We start from the raw sequence: 23245 nt of genomic DNA on the forward strand, positions 1-23245 counted from the left end.
GGAAGGTCACAAACTAAATCTTGTAAACCGATCTATAACTTCAAGTAATTGCAAATCACTATTGGTGATGTATTGAAAGTTATAATTAAGCCGACCTTTAGCTATTATTTCATTCTAAATTCAGGCTTAGCCTGGTTAATTTTATCATGACTATAAATAATGCTTTAGAACTGCTTGAATCTTACAGCGGACCTTTTAAATTAACGCTGCATCCGGGAGCCAACGAAACGTTAATAAACAAAGTTGAGTGTACTTATGGCGTTACGCTGCCCGATGATTTTAAAACCCTATTTCGCTTTACCGATGGCTTTGAAATTGACGAAGACATTTTTAATATGATACCGCTTGGGGAAATGATAAGCAATAAAGAAGCTGATAAGCCAATATGGGTAGCGGAATACATGATCTATTCGGAAATGTGGGGGTTGGAAATAAATCCTGAAATTCCTAATCAGTATTCAATTTCCATAGCTGATTCGGATAGTGAAAAAATAACTTTAACCAATTCATTGGCAGAGTTTATCAGGCGGATTCTAAAGGGCGGGGTGTTTGAGAAGGGCGGATTGTACCATTGGAAAGATGAAATAAAAACAAGAACCCATGGACTCACTGATCCCAACGAGATGAAATTGCTTTTTAGAGTTTTTAGTGAATGCCTGGAACTCGATCTGATTTCGAAACAAGAAGTTATCGACCGTGCAGAGAGGATCATTTCGACCGAAGAGGGACCTGATCGTTTTTTTATCGATATATCTCTTAGCCGGGATTTGAATGAGTTACTTACCGTTTTAAATTCCATTAATTTAACAGCCGACATTTTACAGGTGCGTGTAATTTTTGGAGTAATACATTTTAAATTCCTTATTGATAAAATGACGGCTGATAAGGCGTTATCAATATTAAGTAAATTCGCTCATAGAGCAGAGTTAACGCCTTATGAGACAAATGAAATAAGCTATCTGATAGGGGAATGGAGACACCTGGACGGACGCTTTAATAATAAAAGGGCACAGAAAAAGTTCAACGAGCGTGTTAAAGTATTTTTCGATAATTATAGTGGACTCTACCTGTACGACTACAAAGATTGGAACGAAATAAATTCGAAAATAATTAAAGATTTTTTGTCAAAGAAGCAAATAAGATTCGGGGTTTTTGGCAAGATTTCAAAACGATTGCGAAAATTCCTCTAAAATGAATTCGAATGAAAAATTTCAAAGTGTCCAAAATCCGCCCTTTACCAAAAGCAAAGGAGCCCTTTTATATGGCCCCTTTGAAGAAATAGTGGTTAATTACTCAATATTTACGCCGGCACCGCAATAAGCGCAAACTTTTTAAGGTCGGCTCCGCTGCCGTTAAAAATATCAAGGTCGAGCCCACCATCGGTGCCGGGGATGGTTGCGTTATCACTATACTGCCAAATGGCATAGCTGGTCCAGCCTGCCGGCAAGCCCGGCTGTTGCTGTTGGTAAGCCGGTATCCAAAGCGGGTTATTGCTAAACTCGGTAACGCCGCTAAAATATTCATTCATAAAGCCTTTTGCTGTATAAATTACCGGGGTTCGCCCGGTTTGTGTCGCTACAATATCAAGCCAGTCGGCAATGATCTGTACACAGGCGTCTTTATTATCGGTAATAAATTGGTTAAGTTCGTTGGTTTCTGCATCATCGCTGCCTACCTGCCATTCCACATCCAGGGCCGGTGGCAACGAACCGGGCGCCGAAAAGTCAAAGCCGCCGGCCAAAAAGTTATTTGCCTGCACTTGTGCCGAATCAGCAAACGTAAGGAAATGGTAAGCGCCTACAATAAGCCCCTTGCCCTTAGCCGAATTAACGTTACTGGTAAACATCGGGTCTTTATAAGTGGCACCCTGGCTGCATTTGCAATAAACAAATTGTATGTGTGGCGAAAGGCTGCCCCAGGTTATACTGTCGCCGTGATAGATATCCATTCCCTGTGGCGCAAGATTATCCAAAGTGCCCCATGTGTCGGGTCCGGCTACGCCATCTGCGGTAAGGCCCTGCGCGGTTTGAAATTGCTCAACCGCAGCCTGAGTGCCCGGGCCGAAGTCGCCGTCTACTGTACAATTGTATCCTAACAGGGAAAGTGCGCGTTGCAGCATGGTTACCTCGCCGCCGGTTGATCCGTTTTTTAGTGTATTCATGATAAAGAGGTTTAAGTGTATTAAGGGTTTTAATTATATAAATGTAGAAAAAAATGAAATATTTCGCAGTATGCGCGGCAGAAAAATAACGCCCTATTAGCTGTAAATGTCAAACATCGATGGCTTTTATCTTACCGATAAATTAGCAATATCATAATTATTAAAATAGGTATTTGAATTGTAGAAAATAAAGCATACCTTTGCGCCCGATTTGACGATGTAGTTAAATCCGTTATTTAAATTCATGAACCCATTTATTAATCTGGGAATCCGTCATGATATTGTTAATGCCATCTCTGAGTTAGGGTTCGAAAACCCTACGCCAATCCAGGAACAGTCAATTCCGGTATTGTTAACAGGCAGCAACGATTTTGTCGGATTAGCCCAAACCGGCACTGGTAAAACTGCTGCCTTCGGACTACCGCTATTGGAACTGCTGGACTTCGAAGAAAATCATCCGCAAGCACTTATATTGTGCCCTACACGTGAACTTTGTTTACAAATCACGAATGACATAAAAAATTACTCCAAAAAAATGGGCAACGTTAATGTTGTTGCCGTTTATGGTGGAGCAAGTATTTCTGATCAACTACGCCAGATAAAACGCGGTGTGCAAATTGTTGTTGCCACACCTGGCCGTATGCTTGATATTATTAACCGTAAAGCTATCGATTTTAGCCAGGTTAAGTTTGTTGTATTGGACGAGGCTGATGAAATGTTGAACATGGGCTTCCAGGAAGACATTGACAGTATTTTATCCACTACTCCGGATACCAAAAAAACGTGGTTGTTTTCGGCCACAATGCCTACTGAAGTTCGCCGCATAGCGAAAAAGTACATGAACGAGCCTTTTGAGCTTACCATGGGCACAAAGAATACCGGTAATGCCAACATTGAGCATGAGTACTACATAGTGCGTGCCCGTGACAAGTATGCCGCATTTAAACGCATTGTTGATTTTAACCCTGATATTTTTGGTATCGTATTTTGCCGTACCAAAATTGAAACACAGGATATTGCAGAAGCTTTGTTGAAAGACGGTTACAATGCCGACTCGTTACACGGAGACCTTTCTCAACAACAACGCGACAAGGTGATGAAACGCTACCGCGACCGCAGCCTGCAGCTTTTAATAGCTACTGACGTTGCCGCCCGTGGTATCGACGTTAACGACGTTACACACGTTATTAACTACTCACTTCCTGATGAGGTTGAAAACTACACTCACCGCAGTGGCCGTACAGCCCGTGCCGGTAAAACAGGTGTATCTATCTCTATCATCAACGCAAAAGAATTGGGTAAAATTCGCCAGATTGAGCGTGGGTTAGGTAAGAAATTTGTTAAAGCTGAAATCCCAACAGGATTTGATGTTTGCGAAAAACAATTGTTCAGCATTGTACACAAAATACATGACGTGCAGGTTAACGAGCAGCAAATTGAGCAATACCTGCCGCGCATAATGGAAGAGTTTAAAGACTTAACCAAAGAGGATTTCATTAAACGCTTTGCGTCAATTGAATTCAACCGTTTCCTTGATTATTACAAAAATGCACCTGATCTTAATGCACCGCTTGAAGAAGGCCGTCGTTTTGAAAGGGACGGCGAACGCGCACCACGCGGCGAAGCCGGCAAATCAGAATATACACGTTTGTTTATCAACTTAGGTTCGGTTGACGAATTTAACCGCGGCGATTTGCTGGGTTACATCTGCAACCAAAGCAAAATAAGCGGACGTACTGTTGGCAAAATAGATGTTAAAGGTGTTTACTCGTTTTTTGAAGTACCGAATGCCGACGTTGAGAAGGTAACAGCGGGCTTTAACGGCGCCGAGTTTAAAGGCCGCCCTGTACGGATAGAAATATCCGGCGAAGGCAGCAGCGAACGTCGCGAAGGCGGCGGTGGCGGTTACCCGCGCCGTGAAGGCGGCTACAATCGCGAACGCAGCGGTGGTGGCGAACGCCGTGAAGGTGGCTACAAAGGCGGAGACAAAAATGGCTCGGCAGGTGGCGGCTTCCGTGACTTCTCAGGAAAACGCAAGGAAGACCGTCCTGAACGCCGCAGAAGATTTTAGTTTAGTTTTTCATAAGGTGCCTGGTGGTTCGGGCACTGGTTTAGTTTAGTTAGTTTGTTTGCAAACCCTCATCCGCAAGGCATGGGGGTTTCTTCATTTTGGGGGTTCACCATCGCGTCATTGCGAGGAACGAAGCAAACTCTACGCGCGTAAATCAAGGAGCAAAATGCTTGTGGTAACCTATCCGCCGCTTTAAGGTTCCTTTATACTGTAAGGTTCATGAATGTCCTATGTAGAGGTTGCTTCGTTCCTCGCAATGACGGCGTGGTTAGGTTGCTTCGTTCCGCAATGACGCGTGGAGAAGGCAATTTCGGCTATGAACTATGAACCATCAACTACGAACTAACGGCTATACTCCACCGCCACAGAGTCCGGGCCCATCAGCTTAAGGTTATGCTCGTCGAGTTTTTGAATTAAGAAAGCAGTGTAAGGCTTGTTGCCCTCAAACGAGGTAAAAATGGTATCACCTTTTACAAAATAGTCTTCTGCTATGGCTTCGCCATCATCCATTGTAAAACCTTTGTCGGTTATTTTAAGTTTGGTGGCGCCGTCTTTTGATTTCCAGCTGCCTTTGAGTTTGGCATTTGGTGTATTTGACGTACAGGCTACCCCAAATAACACTACGGCAAAAGCCAGGTGAATAAATATTAGCGCGAACTTTTTCATGGCAGTAAAGCAGCACCCCGTTTAAGGGATGCTGTTTAAATATACAAAATTAATCTTTTGGTTTATCCATCAATTGTGATTTTTTCAGATAAATCCTGTGTCCTTTTTTGCTGATGTAATAGTAATGCGAATGTTTATTGATGTAAACAGTTTGTCCGTTAGGGCCGCATTTACCTTCGTATTTTTTATCAACAATAGCTGCGGCGCCTGTCGCAGCTATTTGTGAAGTTTTATGGCCAACTTTTGTCGCTGTCTTGTCTATTTTTTGACCGACGGTCGAGTCCTCGTGAGTTTGCGCACTGGCGGCTCCAAACGAAAAAATTCCGGCAGCTACTAAAGCTACTTTAAATAAATGTTTCATGGTAGTATTTGAGTTAATTCAAATACCTAACTCAAATGTTCTGCCAAATGTTTCATTTCCAGCGCGGGCGGCCGTTTCTCGTATAAAATAGCATAAACTGCGTTACAAATGGGCATGCTCACTTTGTACTGTTTATTTACCTGGTGTAGGCAATTTACTGCATAATAGCCCTCGGCAATCATATTCATTTCCAGCTGTGCCGACTTTACTGTGTAGCCTTTGCCTATCATGTTGCCAAAGGTGCGGTTACGGCTGAATTGCGAGTATGCTGTAACTAACAAGTCACCAAGGTAGGCCGATTCCATTATGTCGCGGCTAATGGGGTGCACGGCATCAACAAAACGTTTCAGCTCGCGGATGGCATTTGCAATCAGAACTGCCTGGAAATTATCGCCATAACCAACTCCGTGACAAATGCCGCTGGCAATAGCGAATATGTTTTTTAACACGGCGCCATACTCGGTACCATAGATATCATCAGAAACAATTGTTTTAATATACCGGGTGCTGAACATGCCGGCGAACTCGGCAGCAAGCTCATTGTCGCGCGATGCTATTGTGAGGTACGATAGCTTCTCCAATGCAACTTCTTCGGCATGACATGGGCCGCTTATTACTATGAAGTGGCTGAATGGAATATCATAATGCTGGTTTAAAAATTCGCCTATAATCTGGTTTTCGTCGGGCACGATGCCTTTTATGGCCGATATTATTTTTTTTCCGGCGAGGTCGGCAGGGGTAATGCTTGCAAGCGCCTCTTTAAGGAAAGCAGCAGGCACGTTAAGCAAAACAAATTCGGCCTGGCTAATGGTGGCTTTTAAATCGGTTGAGATGTTTTGGGCAGGAACACTTATCTCGACGGAACTGATATAGTTGGGATTATGTTTAAACTTCTGGATATGCTCGACCGCATTCTCATTTCGCATCCACCAAAAAATCTCTTTTGGGGTATCGTTATCCGAAAGTATCTTAACGTTGGCTGTAGCCCAGCTGCCACCGCCTATAACCGCAATTTTTTTTGTTTTATCCATAGGTCTGTTTCCTGTTGGCAGTTTTCGATTTGCAGTTGGCAGTATGCAGTGGCCGACGACTTGCAGTATTTAACTGATCAGGGCCAACTGGAAACGGTCAACTAAAACGCCAGGTTTTATAGAAAGGAACAAAGCTATATAATAGTTTGGATTTTTTGCCTGGGATGAGGTAGTTTCGGGAAGTGTATTAATTGTGGCGTTGTTCGGAACGAGTATAATCGCACCAGGGAGAAAGCATTTTTTACGAAAAGTACTGACATCAATTTGTCAGTACTTTTTGCATTTTTTAGGTAGAAGATGAGTTGAAAAGTGCGTTATTGACGCAGAAACAAGCTTTTTCGCCCCAAGACATAACCTGTTCCTGTTCCTTGTGTTTCACTGTGAACAGGAACGCAAAACTATACTACAATGCTGGTATAGGTTTACTAATTTGACGTCGGTACAAACAACTTGCTCTTGTCAACCTTTTCAACGTCCATTTTGTCTTTCAAATCTTTTGATATGGTGGCAAATGGTGCGGATACCACCTCATCGCCGGCTTTTAAACCTGATAATATCTGGATATAAGTATCGTCCTGTATGCCGGTTGTTACCTGCACCTGTTTTACTTTTCCGGCACCGTAAACAAACACATACTCTTTTGCGGGCTCAACTATGGCTGGTTTTGATTTGTCTTCATCTTTTTTAACACCCGTGCTGTCTTTTTTAACCTGGCGTGTGGTTACCGACTGAATAGGCACCGATAACGCATAAGTATGATTGGTGTTGATATCAACAGTGGCGGTCAATCCCGGGCGAAAAGGGATTGGGTTAGCGGCAGTTTTTAGCAACAAGTCCTTAAACGACTCGGGGCTAATCCTAACTTTAACGGTAAAATTGGTAACCTGGTCGGCATTGGTACCTACCACGTTGGCTGCGCTTCCTATTTCAATTACTTTGCCGCCAAATGTTTTACCATAAAAGGCATCAACTTCAATTTTTGATGAATCACCAAGTTTGATGCGGTTGATGTCATTTTCGTTAACATCCACGTTTACGTCAAGCTGGCTAAGGTCTGATATGGTCATTATCTCGGTACCTGCAAATTGCTGAGTACCCAATACGCGCTCGCCCAGCTGGATGGATAGTTTTGATATCACACCGTCGACAGGTGCATAAATAGTTGTTTTAGCCAGGTTGTCCTGGGCCTCTTTCACCGAGGCTTGTGATTGCGCCAACCCATAGGTTGAGCCTATAACGTTTTCCCTGGCAGCTTCAAGACCGGCCTTTGCGCCTTCGTAGCTCGCTTTTGCTGCATCAAATTCAGCCGCAGTTAATACCTTATTATTATATAAAGCCTGGTCACGTTTATAAATTGCGGCCTGGTTCTGGAAGGTTGCCTCGGCTTGTTTAAGCATTTGGTTGGAGTTACCAACACTAGCCTTTTGTGTATTATACGCTGCAACGGTACGGTCATAGCCTGATTTCAAAATGTCAGGCCTGATTTTGCAAAGCAACTGGCCTTTTTTAACCACATCGCCTTCCTTTACCGGGAGTTCGACAACCTCACCCGAAACCTCCGGGCTGATCTTTACTTCAATATGCGGCTTAATTTTGCCGCTTGCCGATACCGATTCATTGATATTGCGGCTGGTAGCTTTTTCGGTAGCCACCTGCGTTTTTTTAGGCTTGCCGATAATACCGGTTGCGTTTAACACCACCAGCAGCACAATCACCGCGCCTAATGCTATCAGAATATATTTTGTAGTTTTTCCCATGATTCTCTTTTATTTCGGATGTCGGAATTTCGATTTCGGATTTATTTTAATTTTCTAATTTTCTAATATTTTATTTTTCGTCTTTCGGACTTCTATAACGTTATCGGGTTACCCAAATAATAATCGATTACTTTACTGCGGAAGATTACCTGGTATTGTGCAGCAATCATATCGTTTTGCGATTTGTTGAAGTTGGTAAGCGCCGTGTTATAGTCCAGTGTATTTACAAAGCCAGCGTCGTAACGTTGCTTGGTGACATTTAAAGCCTCTTTATTCGAATTGAATGTTTGCAACGCCGATTGATAGCTTTTTTCGGCGGCCGATAAATCCAGCGTGGCCTGTATAATGGTTTTGCTTAAATTATTTTTTGCGATCCGGGTATTTAAATCTGCATTCTGATAAGCCAGTTTAGCTTTCGTTACTGCTGTGCGTGTAGCAAAATGGTTGAAAATGGGTATCTGTAAACTTAACCCTATCGACTTGTTAAAGTTGTTGTTTAACTGGCTGCCGAAAGAAACCGGCGACACTGTGGATATTATATTAGGGGTAACAACATTTTGACCGGTGCCCTCAACCGTACCAATGGTGGTTGTGCCGCTTACAGTTTCGCCCGTAACAGTCCGCGCCTGGTTTGAGTAACTTGTGCCTAACCCGCCAAACATTACAAGGGTAGGATAGTATGCCCCCTGTGCTACTTTAATAGCCTGCGCATAAACCTGCTGCTGCAATTCGGCTAACTTAATATCCGGATTGGTAGTAAAAGCGGTTTTAATAACCTCGGTAGCATCGTAAACTGTTTTTACATCGGTTAGTTTGCTAATGTCGGGTTTCTCAACAGCTATGTTTGTTGCCGGGTCCATCTCCATATATTGCTTTAAAATCAATATAGCAAGGTCAACCTGGTTTTGTGCATTTGTAGAATTCAGTTCGGCGGTTGAAACCTGCGATTTTGCCTGGGCCAAATCCGCCAACGTGGCATTGCCCTGGTCGAAGTTCTTTTGTGCGCGGTCTAGAGTTATTTTCGCCAGGTCAATTTGCTGTTTTGCGGCAATAGCTAAATCCTGGTCAGTAAGTATTACCAGGTAGTCGGTAACCACATTTAGCAATAGGTCATTTTTGATTTTTGCGGTGCTGGTTTTATCGGCGTCAAGTGTCAGTTTGTTTTGCAAAATCTGGTTGCGTAACTGCCCGCCCTGGAAAAGGGTGAATTGCGCCTGTGCGTTGCCGTTAATGTTTAACGTTGATGATGCGTAAGCAAACGCCCCGAGCACCTGTGTTTTACCAAAATAATAACCTCCCTGGCCGTTTGCATTTAAGGTTGGCAACTGGTTGTATTTTGTTGCGTTATAATCCTCTGTACCCAGTTTTTCGGTTATCAGTGCTTGTTTAATAGTAAGATTATTGGCTAAGGTGCGGTTAACCGCCTCCTGGAGGCTTATCACCTCCTGGGCACTTGCTGTTAAGCTTGCCATGCCGAGGCATACAATACTTAGCACTGCCACCCTTTTTAATTTTAATATACTTTGAGTCATAAGGTTATCTTTGTTCATGGGTTATAGTTAATAGTTCATAGTAGCTACAACCACTACCTTTTAGTTAATAATTAATACATTTAGGCCTGTTTTGGACTTTGAAGCTAACCGTTGCTGATGTTACCATGAACAATGAACCAACAACCATTAACTATTTAAAATGTATCTTATAAAAACACCGTGGCTGCTTAAAAAGCTGTATCCCAATTTTGTATGGGATGGCCCGAATAACCCCCGGTGCATTTATTTGACTTTTGACGATGGCCCTATACCAATTGTTACACCGTTTGTTTTAAATATTTTAAAACGGTACAATGCCAAAGCTACTTTTTTTTGTATCGGCGATAATGTGCGCAAGCACCCCGACATATTTGAACAGGTAAAAAATGACGGGCACGCGATAGGAAACCACACATTTAACCATCTTAAAGGCTGGGATACAGACGATAAAGTTTATTTCGATAATTTTTTACAGGCCGATGAATTGCTTGATACAAAACTGTTTCGCCCCCCGTATGGCCGCATGAAAAAATCGCAATTAAAATTATTGCAGGAAGCAAAACCAGGTGTAAAGGCTATAATGTGGAACATACTGTCTGCCGATTTTGATGTGAACATAACGCCGGAAAAGTGTTTAAATAATATTCTGAAAAACACCAGGGGCGGAGATATCGTTTTGTTTCATGATAGTTTGAAAGCAAAGGAAAGGATGGAATATGCTTTGCCGAGGGCGATGGAGGTGTGGAGTAAGGAGGGGTACGAGTTTAAAAGTTTAGATTAATGGTGATGGCGCCTATTTTATCAGTATGTTTTTCTTAGTCACTGGAATAGCTTTGTCAGCAATAATGCTGTTCGTTATTTTTAAGCCTAAGAATAATGTTGACGGCGTTAGAGAAAGACTGTTAACAATTGAGGAAAATGTTGATGGAATCACAAATGTAGGGGAGATTCAACGCTCGGAACCAAATCGTCAACACCCATCGCAAACTATAAACGAACACATCATTTTAAAAGATTTAAGAAGAATATATCGTTATTTTGATGAAAATGAATATTGGATTGAATATTTTATAGAAAACCGAAGTCCGGAAGACATTACCTTTTGGTTTAAAGGTGCCTCAGTATCCATTAACGAGCATATTATCGATTGCAATGTAACTGTGTTATTCGAAAAAGTGCCTGAACATTATGCTCCGCCATATGGAAACAGATATTTTGATACTAAGGCTTATAATAACTTTACTTTGGGGCAAAACGCCCCTAAAACATTTATATTTCAAAGCAGGTTTAAGCCTATCGTAACAAATTTCAACGAAACAGATTCTATTTCAATAGAATTGCAACTATCCAGGCGCGATGGTAATATCAACAAATATGTCTCTTTTCAAAAGGTGCAGTTTATTGAATACTTCGGAAACTTAAGATTCGCAACAATACAATCAATAAACGAGGAGATTAATATAATAGGGGCAGACGCACCTTGATGTTATTTAATTAAAGTTAATCAAACGTAATCACCCCTTCACCATTCTCCAATCCCTATTTAGAACCTATCCAAATAACATTTGTACAATCCCCCGACTTCCTTTTAGCCCTATTTTTTGTAAATTCGCCGCATTGGCTGTTCATGCCAGTTTTTTCTTTTACTCACCTAAAAATCAAATACAAATGGCTTTTGATTTAGATATGATCAAAAAGGTTTATGACCGCTACAGCACCCGTGTTGCTGCCGCCCGTAAAGCTACAGGTAAACACCTTACTTTAACCGAAAAAATATTATACGCCCACCTGAGCGAAGGCGATGCCAAAACCGCTTTTGGCCGTGGCGTTGACTATGTGGATTTTGCACCCGATCGCGTTGCTATGCAGGACGCTACCGCGCAAATGGCTTTGCTGCAGTTTATGCAGGCAGGCCGTCCGCAGGTTGCTGTTCCTTCAACGGTACATTGCGACCACCTGATACAAGCTAAAGTCGGCGCTGATGCTGACTTGAGCACAGCCAAAGATGTTAACCGCGAAGTTTATGACTTTTTAGCCTCGGTATCTGATAAATACGGGCTAGGTTTCTGGAAACCGGGTGCCGGTATTATCCACCAGGTGGTTTTGGAGAACTATGCTTTCCCGGGCGGTATGATGATTGGTACCGATTCGCACACACCTAACGCAGGTGGTTTGGGTATGGTTGCCATTGGTGTTGGTGGTGCCGATGCATGCGATGTAATGGCCGGCCTTCCATGGGAGCTTAAATTCCCTAAACTGATTGGTGTTAAATTGACCGGTAAATTATCGGGCTGGACATCAGCAAAAGACGTTATCTTGAAAGTGGCAGGTATCCTTACGGTAAAGGGCGGTACCGGCGCTATAGTTGAATATTTTGGAGAAGGCGCAGAGTCGCTTTCGGCTACCGGTAAAGGCACCATCTGTAATATGGGTGCTGAGATTGGTGCAACCACTTCAATTTTTGGATACGACGAAAAAGCAGCAACTTACCTTAGCGGCACCAAACGTGCTGAAATTGCAGAACTTGCTAACGCGATAAAGGAACACTTAACCGGCGACCCTGAAGTTTATGCCAACCCAGCCGATTATTTCGACCAGGTGATTGAAATAAACCTTAACGAGCTGGAGCCCCATGTGAACGGTCCGTTTACACCTGATTTGGCCTGGCCGATATCGAAATTTGCAACGGCAGTTAAAGAAAACGGCTGGCCTGTAAAACTGGAAGTGGGCCTGATAGGGTCATGCACCAACTCATCGTACGAAGATATTACCCGTTCGGCATCTATTGCAAAACAGGCTATTGATAAACATTTAAAAACCAGGGCCGAATTTACCATTACCCCTGGTTCGGAACTGGTGCGTTATACTGTAGACCGTGATGGCTACCTTGACACGTTTGAGCAAATGGGCGGTGTGGTTTTGGCTAATGCCTGCGGCCCATGTATTGGCCAATGGGCACGTCATACCGACGACCCGACACGCAAAAACTCTATCATCACCTCGTTTAACCGCAACTTTGCGAAACGCCAGGATGGTAACCCTAACACCCACGCATTTGTGGCATCGCCCGAAATCGTGACGGCATTTGCAATTGCAGGTGATTTAACCTTTAACCCATTAACTGACACGCTTACCAACGAAAATGGCGAGCAAGTTAAGTTTGATGAACCAGTAGGTATTGAAATGCCAATAGCAGGTTATGCAGTTAAAGATGCAGGCTACCAAGCCCCGGCCGAAGATGGCACCCAGATTAATGTAATTGTAGATCCGAAATCATCGCGCCTGCAATTGCTTGATCCGTTTGCCGCATGGGAAGGCACTGATATTACCGGCTTAAAACTGCTGATCAAAGCAAAAGGCAAATGTACTACCGACCACATCTCTATGGCTGGTCCGTGGTTAAAGTTCCGCGGGCATTTGGATAACATATCTAACAATATGCTGATCGGAGCCATCAACTATTTCAACCTGACAGCCGACAGTGTTAAAAACGAACTGACCGGCGAATATGGTCCTGTACCTGCCACACAGCGCGACTATAAAGCACATGGCATCGGCTCGATAGTAGTTGGTGATGAAAACTATGGCGAGGGCTCATCGCGCGAGCACGCTGCCATGGAACCGCGCCACCTGGGCGTGCGTGCCATACTGGTGAAGTCATTTGCCCGTATACACGAAACCAATCTTAAAAAACAAGGCATGCTGGGCATCACTTTTGCCGACAGCAATGACTACGAAAAAATACAGGAAGACGACACCATTGACATCACCGGCTTAACAACCTTTGCCCCGGGCAAACAGTTAACCGTGGTGCTGCACCATAAAGATGGTACAACAGAATCGTTCGCAGTAAATCATACCTATAATGCACAGCAGATAGAGTGGTTTAAAGCCGGCGGCGCGCTGAATATCATCAGGAGGCAGATGGCGTCTTGAGGTAAAAGCTAAAAGGCGAAAGCTGAAAGGTTACTGCTTACAAGCCTTCTCATTTTTGGGAGGGCTTTTTTATTTTGCAGGGCAGTCCATTTTTGAAGTCTTCAAATCCGCTGCTGATTGCGGGATTTTGGACGATCCAATATGGTTAAGGTGCCTTCACCACCCTTTTCAGCGTCAGCAGATTTTGCCCGTTAACGCTGTACCCTGAAATATTATTCTGGTATAAATTTACCCGCTTATCGTAATACAGTACCACCACAGGTGATTGCGCCATTACCAGGTTATCCATTTCGCGATAAAGGGCATAGCGTTTTTCGTCATTTACTTCGTGGTAGGCCTGCTCAAAAAGTTTGTCGAATTGTTTGTTGTTGAAGCCGGTATAATTGGGGCCAAACGGAATTTTATTTTTCGAATAGAAAACCGACATGTAATTCTCGCCGTCGGGATAGTCGGCCAGCCACGAGCCATAAAAAAAGTTGACGCCGTTTTTTGATACCAGCTCGCGCAGGCTTGCTCCCTGGGTAATCTCTACACTGGTTTTAATGCCAACACGTTCTAACTGGCCCTGTACATACTCAATCAGTCCACGGTAGCCTACCGTAGTGTGCAGCACTATTTCAGGAAGTCCTTTGCAGTTGGGGTATCCTGCTTCTTTCAACAATTGGCGCGATTTTTCGGGATTGTAATCATAACCTTTAACCAGTTTATCATCGTAACCCGGCATCCCCACGGGTATAAATCCTGCTTTGCCGGCCGTACCCATGCTGTTGCGCAGGTATTTTATCATTTTTTGCTTGTCGATAGCATAATTGATGGCCTGCCTTATTTTTAACTTTTTTAACGGCGACGATTTCACAATCGCCAAACTGCTGTCGACCAGCATCCCAAGATAAATGGTATTGGTAAAAGGGCCGGTGCTAAGTGTGAATTTGCCTTTATATTTTGTGGTTATCTGCCCGGCTTTGGTTAAAATATCATCGCGGTAGCTGCCATCTATATCATTTAAAAAATCGAGCTTTTTGCTGATGAACTCCATAAAAGCGGTTTGCTTATCACCAATAAAAGTTGCCCGTATAGCATCCAGATGGGGCAGGGGAGAGCCGTCTTTATCCTTTTCCCAATAATTTTCGTTTTTCAACAACACCATTACTTCTCCCTCTTTCCAATATTTAAAGCGGAACGGGCCGGTGCCGACAGGGTGCTGGCGAAAATCCTTGCCGTAATGGTCCACCACCTCGTGCGGCACTACTGAGCAATATTGCGCTGTAAGCAGGCTTGGCAGGGGGGGGAAGGGCTGCCTGAGGCGTATCTGGAAGGTGCTGTCGTTTACCGCTTTAAACGGGTTATCACAAACTTTGTCACTGAATATCCATGAACCCGACGAAGCTACCTTTGGGTCGAGCAGCCTGTGAAAACTATACACAAAATCCGCAGCTGTAACTTTCCGGCCTTTTCCGTTTTTAAACTGCGGGTCGTCGTGAAAATACACGTCACTGCGTAAATGAAAGGTATATAGCAATTCATCCGGCGAAATCTCCCAGTTTTTGGCAATGCAAGGGCGGGTTTTAAGGCTGTCGTCAATCTGCACCAGGCCGTTATAAACCTGGTTTACCATCCATATGGTATTTTGGTTACGCGCAAACGCCGGATCAAATGAGCTTAGGCCCTCGTCAAGGTTAATGTTAAAAACTGTCTTTTTTGTGGCTGAAGGGTTGGGAGTGCAGGCAGCGAATAATGTACAAACCAGTAGTATTTTAAAGATGTGCTGATTTGAAAATTTGAAAATTAACTGCCTTGTCATTTATTATAAAGCTACCCATTTTCAAATCATCTGATTGTCAAATCGTCAAATTAAAAATCAGTTATAATTTGAAGATGTGCTGCCTGGCCATATGAATAAAGCTACTCATTTTCAAATCATCTCATTTTCAAATCGTCAAATTAAAAATCAGTTCTCGCGACTTAGAATAAACGCCAGCAAATCATGTATCGGTTGTTTAATTATTTTGCCGATGTGCACGCCGTTTTCCTTGCAAACCCGGGTAAGCTCATCGGTAAAAACATAAGCTATCGAGCCAACAAAGTGGCATTTGTAACGGTGGTATTGGGGATACGATTTTATGTTGGTATCAATAAATTCAAGCAGGCCTTTTTGTAGTAATTTCTGCGCGTAGTCGGTTTGTCGTACTTCGCTGATGAAGCGGGCAAAAGTCGCCAGATATGAGTTTGCATTGGGAGTTTGGTAAACGCGTTTGATTACTGTTTCCTTATCCAAATGATATTCGTTTTCAAATTTCAGGCTGATATCATGCGGCATGTTGCCATACAAGAAATCGGTTATCAAGGCTTTGCCAAACCAGGTGCCCGCGCCTTCATCGCCTAACACAAAACCCAGGCCATGCTTGCCTGCATGAATATCTTCGCCATCAAAAAACGAAATATTGGAGCCTGTGCCCAGCACGCAGCAAAGCCCTTTCTCGTGCCCACAGGTGGCATACGCGCAACCCAGCAAATCACTGTCGACACTTATGTACGATTTTGGAAAAAACTGGCTGATGGCGTTGCTGACGATCTCGTGCCTGTCGGGGCTTGAACAGCCTGCACCGAAGAAATATATTTCAGTAATATCAGCGGCATAAGCTATCATGTCCACAGCCTGCTCATGTATTATTTTGGCAATCTCTTTTTCTGTTAAAAAATATGGGTTAAGTCCGGCCGTTCTGAATTGTTTTACTTCACCATCGTTTAGCTGAAGCAACCAGTCGGTCTTGCTCGACCCGCTATCAGCCACCAAAATCATGGACAAAGTTCTTCGAGTGCTTTTTGGGTGAGTGGTTTATGAATAAACTGCGTGATGTATTTATTATCTGTCGATTTGCGCATATCCATCGGGTCTAACGACGATGACAACATAAATATTTTGATATTGCTTTTATCCATATTTATTTTGTCATACTCGTCCAAAAACTCAAAACCGCTCATTAACGGCATCCGCACATCTAAAAAAATAACATCAGGTTTAATGGTTCCCGCGCTTAGCGAAGCAATGGCTTCTGTAGCCGATCGCACCACAACAATAGATTCAGCAAAGTTGCTGCCTTCTAAAATTTTACGTGTGACAAAATTATCAATGTAATTGTCATCAATCAGCAAACAGGTTTTAAAGCAAATAGCCATTAACTTCAAAAATAGCTTTTTAAACCAATTTAAAAAATATTAGTTTTTTAAAAGTGATATTAAATTTTGATGAAGTTTTTTGTTGGTGTTTTTTTGAGGTCTTCGAAAAAAGAATCGAATAAGAAATTTTTTTTTATTGAGTTTGCAAGTATGGCCAATCGCGCCTACCGCTTTGTAGAAAAAATAAAATAGTGATTTTGCCTCGTATAGGCTACCCTTGGCCTGCGTCTACATGATGAAGGTGATGGCTATCTGTTAATAAGTACCCTATATATAATATTAGGGCGTTCCCGCTGATAGAAGCGGTCGTGCTATCCGCTCATACTGCACAGACCTTACACGAAGGCCTGTGTCCGCTTCTTTCACTAACGCTACGCTAAACCCCCAATACCTCACTTCGTCATTAGAAATTCAATATTCGGTGTTCGATATTCAGTTTTCTCTTACTCAATATTTATACTCCCCGTAATTTCCTTCAGCATAATCTCGGCGCTTTTTGATTGGTACTGCGCCGCAAAAAACTTCGATTGTGCATCCAGGTAATTCCTTTGTGCTTCGCGGATTTCCAGCGGGGTGATGTTACCTAACTTATATTTATCCAACGATATTTCCAGGTTGCGTTTGGCAACATCAACGTTTGATTGCCCCAGCTTCATTAAATCGAGTCCGGATAGGTAACTCACATATAAGTTACAAATCTCCGCCTGCACATTAAGCGTAATCTGCTTATAGTTAATATTAGCATTATCTATACCTATCCTTGCGTTACGTTCCAACCGGTTTTGGTTAAAGCCGTTGAAGATGTTGATAGAAGCGGTTAACCCGTAACTAAAGCCTTTGGTGTTTTGTGCCAGCGTAAAGCCCGCCGGCGTTTGGCTATTGCTTATGGCATAGCCGGAGTTTACCGATACCTGCGGATACCGCCCGGCCTGCACCTGCTTCAAATTGATTTCTGATATCCTTTTATTTATCTGCGCCGACAGGATTGCCGGGTTTTGATTTTCGGCTTTGGAAAGTACATCACCCAAAACAAGCTTATCATCAACTATAATGGTGTCGCCCACTGCAAAATTGGTTTGCAGGTTGCGCACCAGCAATTGGTTCATTTGTATTTTGGCCGCTTTAAATTGCTGCACCTGGTTAAGGTAATTGGCGGTATCGGTGTTATAGCTTACCTGCGCATTCAAAACTTCAAGCTTGGATGCCCGGCCCACCTGGAACTTATCATTGGCATACCGGAGTTGCGTACGCGATATAACTATAGCTCCCTGTAGTGCTTTTAACCCCTCATTTAAGTTAATCAGGTTATAATACGTTTCTATAACGCTGGCAACGGTACTCTGTATGGTGTCGCGGCTTTGCACCTGGCTTAGCTGGTTGTATTGCTTTAAAGCATCATAATTGGCAAACATGCCGAAGCCGTTAAATATAGTCCAGTTAAGGCTTGGGCCGTATGAGGTTGAGGCGTTATTAGCCCCGTGGATAACGTTTGTAGTACCGTCGCTACGGGTTTGCGTAGTGTTCTGTATGCTGTGCGTGGTAGTAAACGTTCCGTTCACCTGTGGTAAAAAGCCGGCGTTACCAAGCGTAACATTGTTTTGCGCAACGGTTGTATTGTTTTTCGACAGCTGTATATGATAGTTGTTTTTCAAAGCAATCCCAACTGCATCTTTCAAGCTAAGTACAGTATCGGTTTGGGCCTGTGCACAAGCCGTAAATGCTATTAAGCAAAAAACAAGGCAACCTAATTTCTTAATAATCATATCGCTTATACGTTTTCTATCAATTTTGGAGTTCTCGGCTTTCTTACTTTCTTAACTTCATCTTCGTCTTCAGCATCCGGGTCGTGGCGGGTTTTTGGGGCGAATATGAGGTACATCATTGGAATTATATAAAGCGTTAATACAAGCGAAAACAATACGCCCCCCATAATAACTATCCCCAGCGAAACACGGCTTTTAGCGCCCGCACCTAAGGCAAAAGCAATGGGCACCGAACCCAACACAACGGCTAAGCTGGTCATTAATATTGGCCGCAAACGCGATGTTGCCGCCTCGACAACTGCTTCGTACTTGGCAAGGCCATGCTCCATTTGCTGGTTGGCAAACTCCACAATCAAAATACCATTTTTGGTTACCAGCCCTACAAGTGTTATCATACCAATCTCGCTGAAAATATTCAGTGTTTGGTTAAACAGCCATAAGGAAAGGAAGGCGCCTGCAATAGCCAATGGCACAGTAAGCATCACTATAAAAGGGTCCATAAAGCTTTCAAACTGTGCCGCAAGTACCAGGTATATAAGCAGCATCGCAAATGCAAACGCAAAAATAAGGCTCGAGCCACTTTCGGCAGCATCTCGGGAAGTGCCGCTTAGTGTCGTGCTGAACGTGTCATCGAGCAAGCTTTTTGCAATCCGGTTCATTTCAACAATGCCGTCGCCAACGGTGCGGCCCGGCGCCAACCCGCACGATATCGTTGCCGATTTATACCTGTTAAAATGATAAATAGCGGGCGGTGTAGCGTCTTCGGTAACTTTTACAACGTTATCAAGCTGTATTAGCGTGCCTTTTGCATTGCGTACATACACCGATTTTAAATCGAGCGGCTGGTCGCGGTTGGCCCGGTTAACCTGGGCAATTACCTGGTATTGCTTACCGTTGATCAGAAAATAAGCCAAACGCCCGTTACTATAATAAAACTGCAACGCCGTCGCAATATCTGCCACGGATACCCCGAGGTCCTTAGCCCGGTCACGGTCGGTGGTAACTCGAAGTTCAGGTTTTGTAAATTTTAAGTCTACGTCTGTCCCCTGGAAAACAGGGCTTTTGGAAACTTCGGCAAAAAACTCCGGCAAAACCTTTCTTATTTTTTCAAAATCCTGGTTCTGGATAACAAACTGCACAGGCAATGAAGTTTTTGAACCACTACCGCCGCCGCTAATAGTTTGCTCCTGCACCACCAGCGCGCGCGCATCAGGAAAACGGCCTAGCTTTTTACTCAAATAATCGGCTAATTGCTGTTGAGTTCGCGTTCGTTTATCGGGTTCTACTAAGCCCACACGGCCAAATCCGCTGTTTGAGGACCCACCACCGCTTCCGGGTGAAATTACCTCGAGATTTACGTTTGCCTCGGGGATAGAATCAGCAACGAGGTCAGAAACCTTGTCCATGTATTTCGCCATAAACTCGTAGCTGGCGCCTTCGGAACCAGTCACCTGATACCGAAGCATACTGCGGTCATCCAATGGTGCAAGTTCATAGGGTGTGGCAAAATACAATACTCCTGTTATTACAAGCGAGATAGCCAGGATGATAAAAGACACCCATTTCACCTTCATAAACTTAACCAGGGTTTCCTTATAGGAATTGGTCATGTTCTCGAAGAACGGCTCTGTTTTTTCGTAGAATTTTGATTTTTTTGAATTTTTGCGGATCAGTTTAACATTAAGCATCGGGGTTAACGAAAGCGAAACGAAAGCCGATATCAATACAGAACCGGCAACTACTACCGCAAACTCACGGAATAGCCGCCCGGTAAATCCTTGCATAAATACGATAGGTAAAAATACTGCAGCTAAGGTTATCGAAGTAGAGACTACAGCGAATAATATTTCGGCGGAACCTGCAAATGCCGCCTTTCGTACCGGCATGCCGCCTTCAACTTTCTTATAGATGTTTTCCGTGACTACAATTCCGTCATCAACAACAAGGCCCGTTGCCAGTACAATGCCCAGCAGGGTTAATATGTTGATGGAAAATCCGAAAACGTACATTATGAAAAATGCACCGATCAATGATACCGGTATGTCAATCAAGGGGCGGAAAGCTATAAGCCAATCCCTAAAGAATAAATAGATAATAATAACCACCAATATAAACGATACCAGTAATGTTTCCTCAACTTCACTTATCGATTGCTTGATAAACTTGGTATTGTCCGTTATAACTTTTACTTGTATATCCGGCGGCAGGTCTTTCTTTATCTGTTCAAGGCGTTTATAAAAATCTTCTGCAATTTGCACATAGTTTGCACCCGGCTGGGGTATAATGGCCAAGCCTACCATCGGTATTCCCGACTCCTTTAAAGCGGTCTCCTCGTTTGCCGAACCTAATACAGCATAACCAACATCGCTTAAGTGGACAACCCGGTTGCTGTCGGCGCGTATAATCAAATCGTTAAACTCTTTTTCAGTCGACAGCTTGCCTATTGCCCGCACAACTACTTCGGTATTGTTACCTTCAATTTTTCCGGCAGGTAACTCAACATTTTCCGCATCAAGCGCACTCTTGATGTCGGTTGCGGTTAATCCTAATGCCGATAGCTTATTAGGATCAATCCATAAGCGCATAGCATACTGCCTTTGTCCAAAAATATTTATCTGGCTAACACCGGGAATGGTTTGCAACCCCTCCTGCAGCACGTTTTCGGCGTAATCGTCAACCTGGTTAATGTTACGGGTGTTGCTGCTACAGGTAACAGTAAGTATATTATCGGCGTTGGCGTCAGCTTTGGTTACCACCGGGGGAGCGTCAATATCCTGTGGTAATTGCCGCTGCGCCTGGCCAACTTTATCGCGGACGTCATTTGCAGCAGTTTCAAGATCAGCGTCAAGATTAAACTCAACAGTTATGCGGCTTGAACCTACTGAACTGGTTGATGATATATTGCGGATCCCGGGCACGCCGTTAATGCTCTTCTCAAGCGGCTCTGTTATCTGCGATTCAATTACTTCGGCATTAGCGCCTGAATAACTGGTGGAAACTGTAATAATAGGCGGATCGACTGACGGGAAATCCCGAATGCCGAGGAACTTATAGCCCATGATACCGAACACCACGATAACGATGGACATTACCGTTGCCAACACGGGCCTTTTTATACTTACCGACGCTAAACTCATAAATAGGTGTTACTTAATAACTTTTAAAACTTTTAAAGGAATCTTGTTACGTATTTGTATCAGACCAGAAACAACAAGGCTATCACCTGCTTTTAACCCACTTGTTATTTCAATCCGGGTGTCGGTGCGTAAATCGGTTTTTACAATCTTTGCTTCAGCAATGCCGTTATGATAAATAAATACTTTGTTATCCTTCAGGTCGGGGATAACGCACTGTGTAGGCACCATAATTGTTTTGGCTATCTGGTCAAGCTTTAAATTAATTTTGGCGAATGCACCGGCTTTTAATAAGTTTTCGGCGTTTGGCGCCTTTGCACGCACGGTTATGGTACGTGAGTTTAAATCAATTGCAGGTTCAATTGCATAAACGGTTGCCAAAAAATTATTTCGCGAGCTTTCAATGTTGAAGCTTATTTTTGTTCCGGTCTTAATCATCGCAAGGTAACGCTCCGGTACTGAGAAAGTAACCTTTGCCGGGTCGATATTAACCAATGATGCGATTGAGGTGGAAGGTGAAAGGTACCCGCCGGGGCTTATGTTTCGTAAACCAATAGTGCCGGAAAATGGAGCCCTTATTTCGGTTTTGGCTATCTGAGCCTTCAAAACGTCACTTTGTGCTTTTAATGTATTTAACGAGGTTAACGAAGTGTCGTATTCCTGCTGGCTGATTGCCTCTTTTTGCAGCAAAATACTGTTGCGGTACTCGTTTTGTTTGGCAAGGGCTACCTGGTAGTCGTTTTGTTTTAAAGCCGCTATCAAATCCTGGTTGTAAACCTTAACCAACAACTGGCCTTTTTTTACGTAGCTGCCTTCGCTAAAATATATCCCGGTTATGTTACCCGCAGTCTCGCTTACCAGGTTAACCTTTTCATTGGCGTCAATAGTCCCAGTAACGTCAATTGTATTATCAACCGCTGTGTCCTTTACAATCATTAGATTAACAGCAACAGGGCCATTTTTCCGTTTTGCCCCTTTGCTCGCGTTTTGGGCAATGGCTTCTTTGCCTTTCTCGCTAAAAAACTTATTGTAAATCAAAAAGCCTACAAGCAGTGCCAGGGCGATGTATATAATATACCTTGTTCTCATGTTATGGGGTACTGTTAAGGTTTTATTTTGTTATTAAATTCGGTTGATGGCTTTATGTTGTTTTCCATTTTTTTTAGCACGCTGTTAAATATTCTCAGTTCTTCATCGCTTATATCTTCGGTTATCTCTTTGTTAAGCGTTTCAAATGCTTCAACCAGTTTCGGCACGGTTTTTTTTCCTTTCGCGGTAACTTTTAACAAGTGTTCCCTGCGGTCGGCCGGGTTAACTTCGCGGTACACAAAACCCTGCTCGGTTAACGTGTCAATTACATTTACTATTAAACTTTTGTCCTTCCCTAACTCGCTAGCCAGCGCCTTTTGCGTTAAGCGCCCATCGTTGTAGCATATATAAGTTAATGCATAATAATACCTGCTAATACCCAATGGCTCAACTTGTTTGGCAAGCTGACTTAGGTATGCCCGCCCCAAATTGTTTAATTTGCGGGATATCGGTTCTATCAATTTCACATCCATAAATCGAACGCCAAAAGTATTGGTTAAAACACATAATAGTTGTATGTATCAACCATTTTACAACTGTATAAGCTATGCGTGCATTGAAAAAAAT

At 43.3% G+C, this 23245-nt stretch carries 18 protein-coding genes; 5 read left to right on the top strand and 13 right to left on the bottom strand.

Annotated elements, in window-relative coordinates:
* The first annotated feature begins 146 nt into the window (after positions 1–146).
* Positions 147–1190, top strand: coding sequence for an SMI1/KNR4 family protein (locus Q0R52_RS28955; protein ID WP_295802008.1), 1044 nt, complete (start codon positions 147–149; stop codon positions 1188–1190).
* 110 nt (positions 1191–1300) lie between these two features.
* Here the strand turns inward: Q0R52_RS28955 and Q0R52_RS28960 are convergent, their stop codons facing one another.
* The gene (locus tag Q0R52_RS28960) at positions 1301–2161 is read right to left on the bottom strand and encodes a GH25 family lysozyme (protein WP_295802010.1); all 861 of its coding nucleotides are present in this window, start codon (positions 2159–2161) and stop codon (positions 1301–1303) included.
* Between the two features lie 244 nt (positions 2162–2405).
* Here Q0R52_RS28960 and Q0R52_RS28965 point away from each other — a divergent pair, with 244 nt between their 5' ends.
* A complete protein-coding gene (locus Q0R52_RS28965) occupies positions 2406–4232 on the top strand; it encodes a DEAD/DEAH box helicase (protein ID WP_295802011.1) in 1827 nt (608 codons plus the stop codon).
* A 342-nt stretch (positions 4233–4574) separates the two neighbouring features.
* Here the strand turns inward: Q0R52_RS28965 and Q0R52_RS28970 are convergent, their stop codons facing one another.
* The 5 genes from Q0R52_RS28970 to Q0R52_RS28990 all read right to left on the bottom strand — a co-directional run bounded on the left by Q0R52_RS28970 (position 4575) and on the right by Q0R52_RS28990 (position 9597).
* Positions 4575–4898: a hypothetical protein gene (locus Q0R52_RS28970; RefSeq protein WP_295802013.1), complete on the bottom strand. Its 324-nt coding sequence runs from the start codon at positions 4896–4898 to the stop codon at positions 4575–4577.
* A gap of 49 nt (positions 4899–4947) precedes the next feature.
* Positions 4948–5259 (bottom strand): hypothetical protein, encoded by a 312-nt coding sequence (locus Q0R52_RS28975; protein WP_295802014.1) that lies wholly within the window; start codon positions 5257–5259, stop codon positions 4948–4950.
* A 26-nt stretch (positions 5260–5285) separates the two neighbouring features.
* Positions 5286–6290 carry an NAD(P)H-dependent glycerol-3-phosphate dehydrogenase gene (locus Q0R52_RS28980; protein ID WP_295802016.1) on the bottom strand — a complete coding sequence of 335 codons (1005 nt, stop codon included), beginning with the start codon at positions 6288–6290 and terminating at the stop codon, positions 5286–5288.
* A gap of 425 nt (positions 6291–6715) precedes the next feature.
* Entirely contained in the window at positions 6716–8047 is a 1332-nt protein-coding gene (locus Q0R52_RS28985) for an efflux RND transporter periplasmic adaptor subunit (RefSeq protein ID WP_252788847.1), read from the bottom strand.
* A 92-nt stretch (positions 8048–8139) separates the two neighbouring features.
* On the bottom strand, positions 8140–9597 hold the full coding sequence (locus Q0R52_RS28990; protein WP_295802018.1) for a TolC family protein: 1458 nt from the start codon (positions 9595–9597) through the stop codon (positions 8140–8142).
* A gap of 142 nt (positions 9598–9739) precedes the next feature.
* Between Q0R52_RS28990 and Q0R52_RS28995 the strand changes: the two genes are divergently transcribed.
* The 3 genes from Q0R52_RS28995 to Q0R52_RS29005 all read left to right on the top strand — a co-directional run bounded on the left by Q0R52_RS28995 (position 9740) and on the right by Q0R52_RS29005 (position 13515).
* A complete protein-coding gene (locus Q0R52_RS28995) occupies positions 9740–10360 on the top strand; it encodes a polysaccharide deacetylase family protein (RefSeq protein ID WP_295802020.1) in 621 nt (206 codons plus the stop codon).
* Between the two features lie 25 nt (positions 10361–10385).
* Positions 10386–11063 carry a hypothetical protein gene (locus Q0R52_RS29000; protein WP_295802022.1) on the top strand — a complete coding sequence of 226 codons (678 nt, stop codon included), beginning with the start codon at positions 10386–10388 and terminating at the stop codon, positions 11061–11063.
* 184 nt (positions 11064–11247) lie between these two features.
* On the top strand, positions 11248–13515 hold the full coding sequence (locus Q0R52_RS29005) for an aconitate hydratase (protein WP_295802024.1): 2268 nt from the start codon (positions 11248–11250) through the stop codon (positions 13513–13515).
* 145 nt (positions 13516–13660) lie between these two features.
* On the opposite strand, the gene Q0R52_RS29010 is transcribed toward Q0R52_RS29005, so the two are convergent.
* The 7 genes from Q0R52_RS29010 to Q0R52_RS29040 all read right to left on the bottom strand — a co-directional run bounded on the left by Q0R52_RS29010 (position 13661) and on the right by Q0R52_RS29040 (position 23145).
* A complete protein-coding gene (locus Q0R52_RS29010; RefSeq protein WP_295802025.1) occupies positions 13661–15316 on the bottom strand; it encodes an ABC transporter substrate-binding protein in 1656 nt (551 codons plus the stop codon).
* A gap of 147 nt (positions 15317–15463) precedes the next feature.
* Entirely contained in the window at positions 15464–16315 is an 852-nt protein-coding gene (locus tag Q0R52_RS29015; RefSeq protein ID WP_295802138.1) for an N-acetylglucosamine kinase, read from the bottom strand.
* Complete coding sequence (locus Q0R52_RS29020; protein ID WP_252788839.1) at positions 16312–16692, bottom strand: response regulator; 381 nt, start codon at positions 16690–16692, stop codon at positions 16312–16314. The genes Q0R52_RS29015 and Q0R52_RS29020 overlap by 4 nt, the downstream gene beginning before the upstream one ends.
* A 443-nt stretch (positions 16693–17135) precedes the next feature.
* Positions 17136–18455, bottom strand: a complete 1320-nt coding sequence (locus Q0R52_RS29025; RefSeq protein WP_295802029.1) for a TolC family protein — start codon at positions 18453–18455, stop codon at positions 17136–17138.
* 5 nt (positions 18456–18460) lie between these two features.
* Complete coding sequence (locus Q0R52_RS29030) at positions 18461–21592, bottom strand: efflux RND transporter permease subunit (protein ID WP_295802031.1); 3132 nt, start codon at positions 21590–21592, stop codon at positions 18461–18463.
* A gap of 9 nt (positions 21593–21601) precedes the next feature.
* Entirely contained in the window at positions 21602–22678 is a 1077-nt protein-coding gene (locus Q0R52_RS29035) for an efflux RND transporter periplasmic adaptor subunit (RefSeq protein ID WP_295802033.1), read from the bottom strand.
* A gap of 14 nt (positions 22679–22692) precedes the next feature.
* Positions 22693–23145 (bottom strand): MarR family transcriptional regulator, encoded by a 453-nt coding sequence (locus Q0R52_RS29040; protein WP_295802035.1) that lies wholly within the window; start codon positions 23143–23145, stop codon positions 22693–22695.
* Between the last annotated feature and the right edge of the window lie 100 nt (positions 23146–23245).

The sequence above is a fragment of the Mucilaginibacter sp. genome, assembly GCF_025359345.1.
Classification (GTDB): Bacteria; Bacteroidota; Bacteroidia; order Sphingobacteriales; family Sphingobacteriaceae; genus Mucilaginibacter.

Bases quoted from the DNA above. Each gene is read 5' to 3' on its own strand.
- Q0R52_RS28955 (WP_295802008.1), top strand. From the start codon at position 147: ATGACTATAAATAATGCTTTAGAACTGCTTGAATCTTACAGCGGACCT.
- Q0R52_RS28960 (WP_295802010.1), bottom strand. From the start codon at position 2,161: ATGAATACACTAAAAAACGGATCAACCGGCGGCGAGGTAACCATGCTG.
- Q0R52_RS28965 (WP_295802011.1), top strand. From the start codon at position 2,406: ATGAACCCATTTATTAATCTGGGAATCCGTCATGATATTGTTAATGCC.
- Q0R52_RS28970 (WP_295802013.1), bottom strand. From the start codon at position 4,898: ATGAAAAAGTTCGCGCTAATATTTATTCACCTGGCTTTTGCCGTAGTG.
- Q0R52_RS28975 (WP_295802014.1), bottom strand. From the start codon at position 5,259: ATGAAACATTTATTTAAAGTAGCTTTAGTAGCTGCCGGAATTTTTTCG.
- Q0R52_RS28980 (WP_295802016.1), bottom strand. From the start codon at position 6,290: ATGGATAAAACAAAAAAAATTGCGGTTATAGGCGGTGGCAGCTGGGCT.
- Q0R52_RS28985 (WP_252788847.1), bottom strand. From the start codon at position 8,047: ATGGGAAAAACTACAAAATATATTCTGATAGCATTAGGCGCGGTGATT.
- Q0R52_RS28990 (WP_295802018.1), bottom strand. From the start codon at position 9,597: ATGAACAAAGATAACCTTATGACTCAAAGTATATTAAAATTAAAAAGG.
- Q0R52_RS28995 (WP_295802020.1), top strand. From the start codon at position 9,740: ATGTATCTTATAAAAACACCGTGGCTGCTTAAAAAGCTGTATCCCAAT.
- Q0R52_RS29000 (WP_295802022.1), top strand. From the start codon at position 10,386: ATGTTTTTCTTAGTCACTGGAATAGCTTTGTCAGCAATAATGCTGTTC.
- Q0R52_RS29005 (WP_295802024.1), top strand. From the start codon at position 11,248: ATGGCTTTTGATTTAGATATGATCAAAAAGGTTTATGACCGCTACAGC.
- Q0R52_RS29010 (WP_295802025.1), bottom strand. From the start codon at position 15,316: ATGACAAGGCAGTTAATTTTCAAATTTTCAAATCAGCACATCTTTAAA.
- Q0R52_RS29015 (WP_295802138.1), bottom strand. From the start codon at position 16,315: ATGATTTTGGTGGCTGATAGCGGGTCGAGCAAGACCGACTGGTTGCTT.
- Q0R52_RS29020 (WP_252788839.1), bottom strand. From the start codon at position 16,692: ATGGCTATTTGCTTTAAAACCTGTTTGCTGATTGATGACAATTACATT.
- Q0R52_RS29025 (WP_295802029.1), bottom strand. From the start codon at position 18,455: ATGATTATTAAGAAATTAGGTTGCCTTGTTTTTTGCTTAATAGCATTT.
- Q0R52_RS29030 (WP_295802031.1), bottom strand. From the start codon at position 21,592: ATGAGTTTAGCGTCGGTAAGTATAAAAAGGCCCGTGTTGGCAACGGTA.
- Q0R52_RS29035 (WP_295802033.1), bottom strand. From the start codon at position 22,678: ATGAGAACAAGGTATATTATATACATCGCCCTGGCACTGCTTGTAGGC.